We start from the raw sequence: 12614 nt of genomic DNA, 5'->3' as shown, positions 1-12614 counted from the left end.
AAGAATCCTCGTCCCGATCTCCCCCCTCGCGGCGAGCGAAGCTCGTCCGCCTGGGGGAGATGCCCGGCAGGGCAGAGGGGGGTGCGGTGCGGCAAGGGAAACACCGTGCGCGGCACCGGTGGTGCCCTTGTGGTCAGGTGTCCATGGCGGCGCGCAGCTGGTGAAGGCGGTCGCGCAGGGTTTCGGCTTCGCCGGCGTCGCAGCCGGTGCGGGCGGCGATGGTGCCGAAGATGTCCACGGCGCGGTCGCGGAGCGCGCGGCCGGAGGGGGTGAGGCTGATGGTGACCTGGCGCTCGTCGGCCAGGTCGCGGCGGCGTTCCACATGGCCGGCCGCCTCGAGCCGCTTCAGAAGCGGCGAGAGCGTGCCGGAATCGAGGTAAAGCGCCTCGCCGAGCGCCTTCACCCCCATGGGCCCGCGCTCCCAGAGCAGCAGCATCACCAGATATTGCGGATAGGTGAGGTTAACCCGGTCGAGCAGCGGCTTGTAGGCCCGCTGGAAGGCGTGGGTGGCCGCGTGCAGCGCAAAGCAAAGCTGCCGGTCGAGCGTCAGCGCCGCGCTCAGCCGGTCGCGCTCCTCCGGCGTCAGCGCGGGGGCGGGGGCAAGTGCCTGATCCGATGGATCGATTGGCGAATTGGTGCGTTTCATCGTCGTCTCCGGCCGTCGGGGAAAAGGCGGCCTTTCGCCACCGTGACGGCCCGTTGTCCACAGAATGACAGCAGCTGCCCTATTTTTCAATACACAATTCTATTGCGCGCAATTAAATGTTGCGCTATGTGTACAACATCACCAACGAGGAAAGGATCTTCCGCCATGGCCATTCTCTACACCACGAAGGCAACCTCCACCGGCGGCCGCGCCGGCTCGTCCCGCACGGAAGACGGCGCGCTGGCCGTGACGCTCACCGTGCCGAAGGAGCTCGGCGGCGATGGCGCCCCGGGCAACAATCCCGAGCAGCTCTTTGCCGCCGGCTATTCCGCCTGCTTCCTGGGCGCGCTGAAATTCGTGGCCTCCAAGGAAAAGATCAAGATTCCGGATGATTCCACCGTCACCGCCACGGTCGGCATGGGCCCGCGGGAAGATGGCGGCGGCTTCGGCATCGACGTGAAGCTTGAAGTGCATGTGCCCGGCCTCGACAAGGCCGAAGTGGAGCGTCTGGCCGCCGCTGCCCATGTGGTCTGCCCCTACAGCCATGCGCTGCGCGTGCCGCGCGACGTGCCGACCACCGCGATCTGAACATCCTGGAGAACCGGTGAACCGGGGGGCCGCCCTTGCGGCCCGCCATCAACCGTTTCCTGCCCGCGCGGCCGCCCGCGCCTGGCAAAGCCCGGCTTTCCGAAGGGAAGGCCGGGCCTTTTCGTCCCTGGTGGCTGCGTCCTGCCGCTCCGGCCGGAAAAGCGGCCCCGCTCCCCTCGGGGTGGGGCTGCGTGCTTGAGGGGGAGGAGGGGCCCGGGGCCGTCTTGAGGCGGATGGGTCCCGCCGGTGCGCCCGCCCCGGGGGAAGGGGTGGCCGATCGGCTCCGCCCGGTGCCGCCCGTCTGGCGAGGCGCGGCGCTCAGGCCCGGGCGGCGGCGGCGCGATCTGCAAGGCTGCGCAGCGCCTCTCCGGTTGCCGACTGGTCCTGAAGGGCCGGCCCGGCAATCCGCGCCAGCGTCCTTTCCCAGATCGGCAGCGCCAGCTGGAGAAGCGCGTATCCCTCGGGCGTCAGCGAAAGCCGCTGCACGCGCCGGTTTTCCGGATCGCGGCTGCCGGCAACAAGGCGGCGTCTTTCCAGCACCTTCACCGCCGCCGTCAGCGTCGTCCGGTCCACGCGAAGCTCGCCGGCCAGCTGGCCCAGCGCCGGCGGTTGCGGGCGGTTCAGCGCCATCATCAGCGAAAACTGTCCGTTGGTGAGCCCGAGCGGCTGGAAGGCAAGGTCGAAGGTGCGGGCAAGCTCCCGCGCGGCACGCTGCGCCTGAAAGCACAGGCAGTGGTCGCGCACATGCAGCGTCGTGGAAAAGGGAATGGGCGGTGGCGGATTCTCGCGGCTTGACATGCGCCATATGTTGATATCAACCTTTGCGAAGTCAAGTGCGGCCGTCCGCCGCGCCGAAAAAGGGAGAGAGACATGGCAGCCCAGCACGGCCCCTTCATCTGGTATGAATATACGAGCGCCGATCCCGATCGCGCGGCCGATTTCTATGCCCCTGTCATCGGCTGGACGATGTCGGATTTTTCCCAGCCCGGCATGCCCTACCGGATCTTCAACGCCCCCGATGGCGGCGTCGGCGGACTGGCAACGCTCAGGGAAGGCGGGCGCAAGGGCTGGCTCGGCTATGTGCAGGTTAAAAGCGTCGACGAAACCGTGGCCGCCTGCCAGGCGGCGGGCGGCGGCTTGGTGGAGCCCGCCATGGACATTCCCGGGGTGGGGCGCATGGCCATTCTCTCCGATCCCGGAGGAGCGGTTCTCGCCATCATGACGCCGCTGTCGGAAGAGCGCTGGACGCCCGATGGCATGGCAAGCCGCGGCCATTGCGGCTGGCACGAGCTCTATGCGCGGGAAGGCGGCGAGGCCTTCTCCTTCTATGCCGGGCTGTTCGGCTGGACGGAGGCCCGCACCATGGATATGGGCCAGTATGGCGTCTACCGCATCTTCGCGCAGGACGGGCACGATATCGGCGGCATGATGACGATGATGCCCGGCAGTCCGGCGCCGCTCTGGAATTTCTACTTCCAGGTGGATGGCATCGCTGCCGCCTCGGGCCGCGCGGCAGAAAGAGGCGCGAAAACCATCATGGGGCCGCATCAGGTGCCGGGCGGCGGCTGGGTCATCCAGATGCTCGATCCCGAAGGCGTCGCCTTCGCGCTGCTGTCGATGAACCCCTGATGCCGGCAAGTGCCGGTCCCGGGTTCGCCCTCGGGGCAGGCCGCGCCCCTGCCGCCTGGAAAACTCCAGAACGCCATGGTACAGGGCGGCTGCAAGCAGCGCACCGCCGGCGAAGAGCGACATCCATCCGCACTGTATCAGCCCGGCACCGGCCGGCCAGGCGGTGCAGATCGAAGCTTCAGCGTGGATATATCAGGGACGGTTGAAATAGGGCGCGGTTTCGCCTATATCGGGAGATGGCAGGCGAGGTTGCCGCCCCGCCTGCCAAGCGCTTAAGGTGTGAAAGTTACCCGCACGGCGATTGACCAGCCCGTGCGGGTTTTCTTGACCTCAAGCGTGATGCGTGTTGTGAATAACCACATATGCGTCACTCCCGGTTCGACGGCAAAGCCGATGCCTCGGTCGGGGCGGCTCATCCTCCCCGATGCGCCTGCTGGCGAGACGCGCCTGCTTCTGTCGCCGACAGGTCTATCAATGCAGGTTTCTCTAAATTAGTAAAGTTAGGGCGTGTGCGCGGTTGCAACGGCGCCTGGCGCCCGTGCTGTTGCATTTAAGCAGTGGTTGAAACAGCGGGTGTTGTGAGCTATATCAGGAGATGGCAGGCGAGGTTGCCGCCCCGCCTGCCAAGCGCTTATGGCAAGAATGTAATCCGCACGGTCACAGACCAGCCCGTGCGGGTTTTCTTGACCTCAAGCGTGATGCGTGTTGTGAATAACCACATAAGCGTCACTCCCGGTTCGACGGCAAAGCCGATGCCTCGGTCGGGGCAGCTCATCCTCCCCGATGCGCCTGCTGGCAAGACGCGCCTGCTTCTGTCGCCGGACGGGTCTATCAATGCAGGATTTCCTAAATTAGTAAAGATAGGGAGTGTGCGCGGTTGCAACGGCGCCTGGCGCCCGTGCTGTTGCATTTAAGCAGTGGTTGAAACAGCGGGTGATGACAGCTATATCAGAAGATGGCAGGCGAGGTTGCCGCCCCGCCTGCCAAGCGCTTATGGCAAGAATGTAATCCGCACGGTCACAGACCAGCCCGTGCGGGTTTCCTTTGCCTCAGGCGTGATGCGGACGGGTATCGACCCTCGGTGTGTCTCCCGTCTCCTCCCTCGGACGCCTTACGTAAACGGAAAAGCCGTGGCGGAATTCCGTTTCGCCTTGAGCCGACCGGTCAAATGGCCTATCTCGGGATGAGCGAAACGGGGCGTCCACCACCGGCCCCGGTCATGAAGACCCCGAGGCCGATGGCATGGAACTGACCTTTCTGGCGCTCCTGACGCCCTTCATCGCCGCGCTTTTCGCGCCGGCATTGACGCGTGTCCTCGGGGCTCGGGCGGCCTTCGTACTGGTGCTCGCCCCCATTCTCTCCTTTGCGCGGCTCCTCACCTATCTGCCCGATGTCATGGCGGGGGAGAAGGTGACCGGCGGCTTTGCCTGGGTGCCGTCCTTCAACCTGTCCTACAGCTGGTATCTCGACGGGCTGTCGCTCACCTTCGCGCTGCTCGTCACGGGGATCGGCGCGCTGATCGTGCTTTATGCCGGCGCCTATCTGAAGGGGCATCCGCAGCAGGGGCGGTTTTTCGCCTTCCTGCTTGCCTTCATGGGCGCGATGCTGGGCCTTGTCGTCTCCGACAGCTTCCTGATGCTGTTCATCCACTGGGAGCTCACCTCGATCACCTCCTTCCTGCTGATCGGCTTCGATCACGAAAGGCAGGCCTCCCGGCGGGCGGCGCTGACGGCGCTGGCGGTCACCGGCGGGGGAGGGCTTTTCCTGCTGGCGGGGCTGATGTTTCTCTGGAACATTACCGGCGTCACGCAGTTTTCGCTGCTCCTGATGCTGGGCGACGACCTCAGGTCCAGCCCCTTCTACATGGCGCTGTTCGGGCTGATCGCCATGGCCGCCTTTACCAAGTCGGCGCAGTTTCCCTTCCATTTCTGGTTGCCGAATGCCATGGCGGCGCCCACGCCGGTTTCGGCCTACCTGCATTCGGCCACCATGGTGAAGGCCGGCGTCTTCCTGCTCATGCGGCTGAACCCCGTCATGGGCGGAACGCCGCTCTGGACCATCGTGCTGCCTGTCGTGGGCGGGGTGACGCTGATTGCCGGAACGGTGATGGCGCTGCGCCAGAGGGACATGAAGCTGGTGCTGGCCCAGACGACGGTGGCCTCGCTCGGGCTTCTCGTCATGCTCACCGGCTTCGGCACGGAAAAGGCGCTGGAGGCGGCGGTGCTCTACCTGCTGGCCCATGCGCTGTTCAAGGGGGCGCTCTTCATGGTGGCCGGGCAGGTGGATCACGGCGCGGGAAGCCGCGATCTCACCGAGGTCTCCGGCCTTTACCGGGCCATGCCGCTGACCGGGGCGGCCGCCGGGCTTGCGGCGCTGTCGATGATCGGCTTCATGCCCTTTGCGGGTTTCCTCGCCAAGGAGGAAATCTATGCGGCGCTGTCCTCGGGCTCGCCGCGCGACCTGCTCTTCCTGATGACCGCCTTTGCCGGAAACGTGCTGATGGGCGCGGCGGCCCTCCATGCGGGCATTTCGCCCTTCCGGGGCAGGCTGAAGGCGCCCGTGGCCCATCCCCATGAAGGGCCGTTCGGCCTGCTGGCGGGGCCGGTCCTCCTGTCGCTGGCGGGTCTTGCGGCGGGCGTCGCCTCCGGCCAGTTCCACCGCGCCTTCGGCAATCCCATGGCCTCGGCCGTCGCCGGGCATCCGGTGGAAATGACCATCTCCGGCGTGCCCCATGCGGGGCTTCCCTTCGCGCTTTCGGTCGTCACCATCGCGGCGGCGGCCTGGCTCTTCTCCCGGATCGGCCGCGTGCAGCAGAATGCGCGCGCGCTGATCGACGCCCTCGGCCCCGGGCCGGACCGGGCCTTCGATACGGCGCTGGACGGGCTTACCCGCATGGCGCACGGGCTGGTGCGGCGGGTGCAGTCCGGCCGGCTGGAGCACTATCTGGTCGTCACCCTGCTGTGCCTCGGCCTCACGCTCCTGCTTTCGCTCGCGCTTCAGGGGGAAATGCCGCGCTGGCCGGCGCTCGGGGCGGCCATTCCGCCGGCCGAAGCGCTGGTTCTCCTGCTGGCGCTGACGGGCGTCGGCGTGGTGCTCGTCGCCTCCGACCGGCTGACGGCCATCGTCGCGCTCGGCATCCAGGGCTTTGCGGTCGGCCTCATCTACCTGCTCTATGGCGCGCCGGATCTCGCCTTCACCCAGTTCATGGTGGAAACGCTCGCCGTCGTCATCCTCACGCTGGTCATGACCCGGCTCAACCTCAAGGGTGCCGATCACCGCGGCACCGGCGAACGGCTGGTGGATGGCGCGGTCGCGGTGCTGGCGGCGGCAGGGCTCGGCCTGCTGATGCTGAAGATGCTGGAAGGCAGCTTCGACGGCCGGCTCTCCGATTTCTTCAATCTCTACAGCCGGACGGTCGCCCACGGCGCCAATGTGGTCAACGTCATCATCGTCGATTTCCGCGGAACGGATACGCTGGGTGAAATCAGCGTGGTTCTGGTGACTGGCCTTGCGATTCTCGCGCTCATCCGCCTGCGGGCGGTGGCGGGCCGAAGGCGCCTTGCCGACAACGATCCCGCCGATGCGGAGGAGCAGGCATGAACACGCTGATCTTCCGCACCATCGCCCCCTTTCTTGCGGCGCTCATGCTGGTCTTCTCGGTCTTCGTGCTGCTGCGCGGCCACAACGAGCCCGGCGGCGGCTTCATCGGCGGGCTGATCGCGGCCTCGGCCTTTGCCATCCAGGGGCTGGCGCAGGGTGTCTCGGCGGTGCGCCGGGCGCTGAAGATGGACCCGCTCGGCATCGCGGCCATCGGGCTTCTGCTCTCGGCGCTGGCGGGCTTCCTGCCCTTCCTCGGGGCCATGCCCTTCATGACCGGCCTCTGGATCGACCTGAACCTCGTCGCCGATACGGTGCCGGTATCCTCCGTCATGCTGTTCGATATCGGGGTCTATCTGGTCGTTGCCGGCACGGTGACGGCAATTGCCCTTGCGCTCGAGGAAAAGGAGACCGACTGATGGAAGCGATCCTTGCCCTTCTTTCCACCGCCTTCCTGGCAGCGGCCTTCTATCTCCTGCTCTCGCGCCATGTGGTGCGCATGCTCATCGGGGTGGCGCTGCTCGGCAACGGGGTCAACCTGTCGCTCTTCCTCGCGGGGCGGCTGACGCGCGGCGTGCCGCCGGTCATGGGCGCGGGCGAGGAGGTGCTGAAGGCAGGCGCCGCCAATCCGCTGCCGCAGGCCCTCATCCTCACCGCCATCGTCATTTCCTTCTCCTTCTTCGCCTTCCTGCTGGTGCTCGGCTACCGCGCCTACCAGACGCTCGGCACCGACGACACCCGCGCCATGCGCTTTGCCGAGCCGGACCGGCTCGATCCCCCCACAGGCTACTGAGAGGCGCGCGATGGCATCCACGGCAGCCGTTTCCCCCGCTCTTCTCGAACAGGCGATGTCGATCGCGCCGGTCCCGCCGGAGCACTGGCTGATCGTCGCGCCGGTGCTTGTGCCGCTTGCCGGCGGCGCGGCGCTGATTGCGCTCCGGCACCGGCCGGGCGCGGGGCGGGCGCTTGTCGGGCGGCTGTCGATCCTCCTGCTTGCGCTGACGCTCGCCGCCAATATCGGGCTTTTCCTGATGGTCGTGGAAAAGGGCGCGCTGACCATGGTCATGGGCCGCTGGCTTCCGCCCTTCGGCATTGCCTTCACCGCAGACCGGCTGGGCGCGGCCTTTTCGCTTTCGGCGGCGGCAATCGCGCTGCTGGCCGCGATCTTCACCCGGGGCGAGGCGGGAACGGGCGCGCCCGCCTATGGGCCGGAGCCCTTCCACCTGCTGCTGCTGGCCGGCGTTTCCGGGGCCTTCCTCACCGGCGACATCTTCAATCTCTATGTCTGGTTCGAGGTGCTGCTGATCGCCTCCTTCGGCCTTCTCGCGCTCGGGCCGGACCGGGCGGAGCTCGACGGGGCGCTGAAATACGGCTTCCTCAATCTCGCGGGCACGACGCTGTTCCTCGTGGCGGTCGGGCTTGTCTACGGCGTCACCGGCACGCTCAACATGGCGGATCTGGCGATGCGCCTGCCGGCGATGGAAGGCGTGCCGGCGGTGACGCTTGCGGCCCTCTTCCTCTTTGCCTTCTCGATGAAGGCGGCGGCCTTTCCCGTGCAGTTCTGGCTTCCTGCAGCCTATCACACGCCGCGGGCCAGCACGGCGGCACTCTTTGCGGCGCTGCTCACCAAGGTCGGCGTCTATGCCATGCTGCGGGTGCTTGTCATGCTGATGCCGGCGCCGCTCGAGGAGCTCAGCCTGCTGATCGCCGCCATTGCCGCCGCCACCATGCTGTTCGGCGGGCTGGGCGTCTTGGCGGAGCGCGACCTGCGCCGGCTTCCCGGCTTCGTGCTGATATCGGGCATCGGCACCATGCTCGCCGGCATCGCGCTGCATTCGCCGGGCGGGGCGACGGGGGCGATCTTCTACGGCCTGCAATCCATGGCGCTGATGCTGGCGCTCTACCTCGCGCTCTTCGAGGCCGCGCGGCTGGCGGGAACGCCAGACCTGATGAAGGGCGGCGGGCTTTACGCCCGGCACCCGCTCTTCTCCGGCCTGGTGCTGGCGCTGTTCTTCGCCGCCGCGGGGCTTCCGCCCTTTTCCGGCTTCTGGCCGAAGGCGCTGATCGTCAAGGCGGCGCTGGATATCGGCGCCTGGTGGCTGGCGGGGGCGGTGCTGCTGTCGGGCTTCTTCCTGACGGTGGGGCTCGCGCGCGCCTACATGCTGGCCTTCTGGCATCCGCAGCGGCCGCCGGCACCGGTGGGCAGGGGGCCGCAGACGGGGCAGGCCGCGCTTTCCGCCCGGCCGCAAAAGCTCGCCCTCACCACGATCCTGCCGCTTGCGGTGGCCGCCCTGGCGGTGATCGGCTTCGGGCTTTTCCCGGAGCGCCTGCTGCAGCTTTCGGGCGATGCCGCCTCCGGCCTTGCCGATCCCGCCGCCTATGTCGGTTCCGTCTTCCCGGGAGCAAAGCCATGATGCCCTCCCGCAGTGCGATTGCCTATGCGCTGATCCTCACCGCCTTCTGGCTGGCGCTGAGCGGCAGCCTCACGCTTCTCAACAGCCTGCTCGGCCTTGCGGTTTCGGCAGGCGCGCTGCTGGTGCTGCGCGGTCAGTTGCCGGAGATCGATTTCCGCATCCGGCCCATCGGGGCGGTGAAGCTTTTCCTGCTCTTCCTCGCCGAGCTCCTGCGCTCCGCCTGGCGGGTGGCGCGGCTGGTGCTGATGCCCCGCCTCGACATCGAGCCCGGCATCGTCGCCGTGCCGGTCGGGCTCACGCGGGATGCGGAGCTGACGCTTCTCGCGAACCTCATCACGCTGACGCCGGGCACGCTCACCGTCGACATCAGCGACGACCGCCGCGTGCTCTACGTCCATGCGCTGGAGGCGGACGATCCCGATGCGGTGCGCCGGGATATCCGCTCCGGCTTCGAGCGCGCCATCAGGGAGACGTTCCGGTGATGTCCTCGTCCAGCCTTCTCGCCCTTGCCGCCACCATTGCGCTTCCGGTGCTCGCGCTGTCGCTTGCCGCCACCGCCTGGCGCGTGGTGCGGGGGCCGACGCTTGCCGACCGGGTGCTGGCACTCGACATGCTCACCGCCATCGCCATCGGCTTCATGGCGGTCTTCTCGATCCTGACCGGCTACAGCCTCTATATCGACATCGCCATCGCGCTCGGCCTCGTCGGCTTCCTGGCGACGGTCGCCTTCGCCCGCTTCATCCTCACGCGGCCCGGCAGGAAGCTGCCCGACACGCCGCCAGACCGGCCCCGGCCCAACCGGCCCGGCCAGCGCCGGAGGCGTGCATGACCGCAGCGATCCTCGATTACGCCACCGTGCTTCTCATCCTTGCCGGCAGCTTCTTTACGCTGGCGGCGGCGATCGGCATTCTGCGCCTGCCGGATCTCTTCACCCGCATGCATGCGGCCTCGAAGGCGGGCGCCGTGGGGGCGGGGCTGCTGCTGATTGCCGCCGGCATCCACACCGGCGATGCGGGCCTTGCCGCGCGCGCGGTGGCGGGTTTCTTCTTCCTGATCCTCACCTCGCCGGTCTCGGCCCATCTTCTGGCGCGGGCCTTCATCGTCACCGGAAACCGCCCGGACCTCTCACGGCTGCGCCACCGCAACCGCAAGGGCGAGGGCGATTCCCCAGTGTGACGGGTGAAAAGCGCGGTCCCGGCGCTGAAAAAGCCGAATCTTCGTCTGGCGCGGGCAGTAATTGCTTTTTGTTGATAGCGATTTCCTATAATCCGGAAGCTTTTCTATATTACCGGCCATTTTTATTATTGGATTCTATGCTGATTGGTGGTACGCAAAAAACACATAGTGTGTCTGTGTTGACTGTATCAGAGCCCTTTTTTTGGTCTCATTGCTTGGCATTTTCGGCGGAAAGATGCTCTGCGATGGTTTCCGGACGGGAGAAATGGTCCTTATACACCGGAGAAGGTGACGCCGGGCATATCAAGGGCGGCGAGCTTAGGGGTAGGCTCACCGCTGCCAAACGTTTCCAGAACCGGTTGTTCTCGCATGCACGACTATGGAGGGCCGGCACGCGCCAGAAAGGTGCGGCCGGAAGGGGCGTGACATAAGGTAAAAGAAGAAAATGATAGAGAATGCTGGAAGCGGCAATCAAGAATTGCTCGTCGAACTCACCGCTGAAATCGTCGCTGCCTATGTGGGCAATCATGTGGTTCCGGTGGCCGACCTTCCGAACCTGATTGCGGATGTGCATGCCGCGCTGAACAGCACCCATGCGCCGCAGCCCGTGGCCCAGCCGGTGGAAAAGCAGAAGCCTGCCGTATCCGTCCGCAAGTCCGTTCAGGACGACCAGATCACCTGCCTGGAATGCGGCGGGTCCTTCAAGTCGCTGAAGCGGCACCTGATGACCCACCATTCCCTTTCTCCGGAAGAATATCGCGACAAGTGGGAGCTTCCCGGCGACTATCCGATGGTTGCCCCGGCCTATGCCGAAGCCCGCTCGCGCCTCGCCAAGGAAATGGGCCTCGGCCAGCGCCGCAAGCGCGGCAAGTAAGCGCCGCCATTTCCGTCCCATCAAGGCCCTCGCCCGAAAGGCGGGGGCCTTCTGCATTTCGGGGGGGCGGGCATCATCCCGGGCCCGTGGCCTCCCGTGCGGTGTCATCCCCGTCCGGTGCCATGATCTGCAATGCTGGCCGGGATCGCGCCCCCAGAGGGATATCCGAGGCAAGCCGAGAGAGAAGGAGGCAAGGCCCGCCGCGGGCGCCAGCAGATCGCGGGGAGTACCCGACGGCGTGGTTTGTATTTAAAGATCTGCTAAAAATAGGACCTAAAACCTAATCATTGTCATCGCAATCAAAAAATATCCCAATGAAAACAATGATGCTATGCGGCATAGCTAATTATTGCAGTTTCCTTTTGCCGAAAGATTATGGAATTTATTCCTAATCAGTTCAGGAGGGACTCCATCATGCCGCATAGCAATCCCTATTTCCATCCCGATCGGGTGCCGATGCTTTCCCATGTGCTGCTGGCCGGTGTGCGGGCGCGGCGCGGGCGGGTGTCTTCGGGGGCGGAGGCGCTTCTCGCCCATGGCGCCTCCTTCGCGGGGGCGTCGGCGGTGCCGCTCCGGCCCGTCTGCCGCACGGTCGGCAAGATCGCCTCGGAACTCATATCCGTCACCGGCGACCGCATCCGCTTCCGCACCGATCGCCGGCGGGCGGCCTGCCATGCGCGGCAGATCGCCATCTATGTCTGCCATGTGGCGCTGCGCATTCCGCAGGTGGATGTGGCGCACGGCTTCGGCCGCGACCGCACCACGGTGCGCCATGCCTGCGCGGTGGTGGAGGACCGGCGCGACGACCCTGTTTACGACGATTTCGTCGCCGCGGTGGAGCGCCTCGCGGTGGCCGTCTTCGAGCCGGCGGAGGGCGATTTCGATGCAGAGGATTGATGGTTCCGCAGCCGCGCCCGCAGGCCTTCAGCCCGTGCGCCCCGCCCCCCGCAAGGGGGCGTCCCGGGCTGGCGATCCCGCGCGCGGGCTGGTCAGGCTCCTGTCCTTCGTCCTGCCGGGGCCGGTTCTCGTCGAGGGGGAGGGCGCCGAGGTGCTGCTCCGCCGCGACGCGGAGCGGCGGCGGGTCGAACGGGCGCTGCTGACGCTCTGCATCCGGCGCGGTCTTCTGATGCTGGAGAAGGGGCGGCTCACGGCGCTGCCGCCTGCGCGGCCGCTGCTCAGGCGGCTGATCTCGGGCGGCGAAACCGCCTTTCTTGCCCAGCACGCGCGCCTGGAAAACACCCGTCTCGGCGATGGCGAGGGGCAGGAAACCGCCGTCCTCGTCAACCGGCACGAAAGCGCGCTCGGGGCGCTGGCGCTGCTGAAGGACAAGGCGGGCGAACCCTGGTTCGACGCGCAGGCGATTGCCGCCGGCGAGCGCCTTTCGGCCGATTTCACCTTTGCCGGGCTGCAACCGCGCGTCACCGCCTCCTGGGAGCCGCGGCTGTCCGGCCGGGCAGGCGGCGCGCGCGGCGGCCAGGCGGAGCTTTCCGATCACCAGGCGGATGCGCGGGCCCGGGTGGCGCGCGCCGCCGATGCGCTCGGCCCGGAGCTGTCGGGCGTCGCCTTCGATGTCTGCTGTTTCGGCAAGGGGCTGGAGCAGGTGGAGCGCGAGCGGCTGTGGCCGGCGCGCTCGGCCAAGCTCATGCTGCGCACGGCGCTGTCGCTGCTGGCGCGCCATTACGGGCTCTAG

The 12614-nt window shown here is 66.9% G+C and carries 14 protein-coding genes; 12 read left to right on the top strand and 2 right to left on the bottom strand.

Annotation, left to right across the window (positions count from 1 at the left end; genetic code table 11):
• Positions 1-133: 133 nt before the first annotated feature.
• On the bottom strand, positions 134-646 hold the full coding sequence (locus tag GGR23_RS14715) for a MarR family winged helix-turn-helix transcriptional regulator (RefSeq protein ID WP_183367046.1): 513 nt from the start codon (positions 644-646) through the stop codon (positions 134-136).
• Positions 647-811: 165 nt separating this feature from the next.
• Between GGR23_RS14715 and GGR23_RS14710 the strand changes: the two genes are divergently transcribed.
• Complete coding sequence (locus tag GGR23_RS14710; RefSeq protein WP_183367045.1) at positions 812-1234, top strand: organic hydroperoxide resistance protein; 423 nt, start codon at positions 812-814, stop codon at positions 1232-1234.
• A gap of 318 nt (positions 1235-1552) precedes the next feature.
• Here GGR23_RS14710 and GGR23_RS14705 read toward each other — a convergent pair whose 3' ends face one another.
• Positions 1553-2032: a MarR family winged helix-turn-helix transcriptional regulator gene (locus GGR23_RS14705; protein ID WP_183367044.1), complete on the bottom strand. Its 480-nt coding sequence runs from the start codon at positions 2030-2032 to the stop codon at positions 1553-1555.
• A 72-nt stretch (positions 2033-2104) separates the two neighbouring features.
• On the opposite strand from GGR23_RS14705, the gene GGR23_RS14700 reads away from it, so the two are divergent.
• The 11 genes from GGR23_RS14700 (at position 2105) to GGR23_RS14650 (ending at position 12614) form a co-directional block, all read left to right on the top strand.
• Positions 2105-2863 carry a VOC family protein gene (locus tag GGR23_RS14700; protein ID WP_183367043.1) on the top strand — a complete coding sequence of 253 codons (759 nt, stop codon included), beginning with the start codon at positions 2105-2107 and terminating at the stop codon, positions 2861-2863.
• 1242 nt (positions 2864-4105) lie between these two features.
• Positions 4106-6463: a putative monovalent cation/H+ antiporter subunit A gene (locus tag GGR23_RS14695; RefSeq protein ID WP_183367042.1), complete on the top strand. Its 2358-nt coding sequence runs from the start codon at positions 4106-4108 to the stop codon at positions 6461-6463.
• Complete coding sequence (locus GGR23_RS14690) at positions 6460-6879, top strand: Na+/H+ antiporter subunit B (protein ID WP_183367041.1); 420 nt, start codon at positions 6460-6462, stop codon at positions 6877-6879. Before GGR23_RS14695 ends, GGR23_RS14690 begins: the two co-directional genes overlap by 4 nt.
• Positions 6879-7253: a Na+/H+ antiporter subunit C gene (locus GGR23_RS14685; RefSeq protein ID WP_183367040.1), complete on the top strand. Its 375-nt coding sequence runs from the start codon at positions 6879-6881 to the stop codon at positions 7251-7253. Before GGR23_RS14690 ends, GGR23_RS14685 begins: the two co-directional genes overlap by 1 nt.
• Before the next feature lie 10 nt (positions 7254-7263).
• A complete protein-coding gene (locus GGR23_RS14680; RefSeq protein WP_183367039.1) occupies positions 7264-8874 on the top strand; it encodes a Na+/H+ antiporter subunit D in 1611 nt (536 codons plus the stop codon).
• Positions 8871-9356, top strand: coding sequence for a Na+/H+ antiporter subunit E (locus GGR23_RS14675; protein ID WP_183367038.1), 486 nt, complete (start codon positions 8871-8873; stop codon positions 9354-9356). Before GGR23_RS14680 ends, GGR23_RS14675 begins: the two co-directional genes overlap by 4 nt.
• Positions 9356-9703, top strand: coding sequence for a cation:proton antiporter (locus GGR23_RS14670; RefSeq protein WP_183367037.1), 348 nt, complete (start codon positions 9356-9358; stop codon positions 9701-9703). Before GGR23_RS14675 ends, GGR23_RS14670 begins: the two co-directional genes overlap by 1 nt.
• Positions 9700-10050: a monovalent cation/H(+) antiporter subunit G gene (gene mnhG, locus GGR23_RS14665; protein ID WP_183367036.1), complete on the top strand. Its 351-nt coding sequence runs from the start codon at positions 9700-9702 to the stop codon at positions 10048-10050. Before GGR23_RS14670 ends, mnhG begins: the two co-directional genes overlap by 4 nt.
• 445 nt (positions 10051-10495) lie before the next feature.
• Positions 10496-10924, top strand: a complete 429-nt coding sequence (locus tag GGR23_RS14660; protein ID WP_183367035.1) for a Ros/MucR family transcriptional regulator — start codon at positions 10496-10498, stop codon at positions 10922-10924.
• A gap of 414 nt (positions 10925-11338) precedes the next feature.
• Positions 11339-11821: a helix-turn-helix domain-containing protein gene (locus tag GGR23_RS23230; RefSeq protein ID WP_246365443.1), complete on the top strand. Its 483-nt coding sequence runs from the start codon at positions 11339-11341 to the stop codon at positions 11819-11821.
• Positions 11808-12614 carry a DUF6456 domain-containing protein gene (locus tag GGR23_RS14650; RefSeq protein WP_183367034.1) on the top strand — a complete coding sequence of 269 codons (807 nt, stop codon included), beginning with the start codon at positions 11808-11810 and terminating at the stop codon, positions 12612-12614. The genes GGR23_RS23230 and GGR23_RS14650 overlap by 14 nt, the downstream gene beginning before the upstream one ends.

Source organism: Gellertiella hungarica, from assembly GCF_014197145.1.
Lineage (GTDB): Bacteria > Pseudomonadota > Alphaproteobacteria > Rhizobiales > Rhizobiaceae > Gellertiella > Gellertiella hungarica.
Note: the sequence above shows the minus strand (reverse complement) of the source record. Positions and strands in the feature narration are given on the sequence as shown.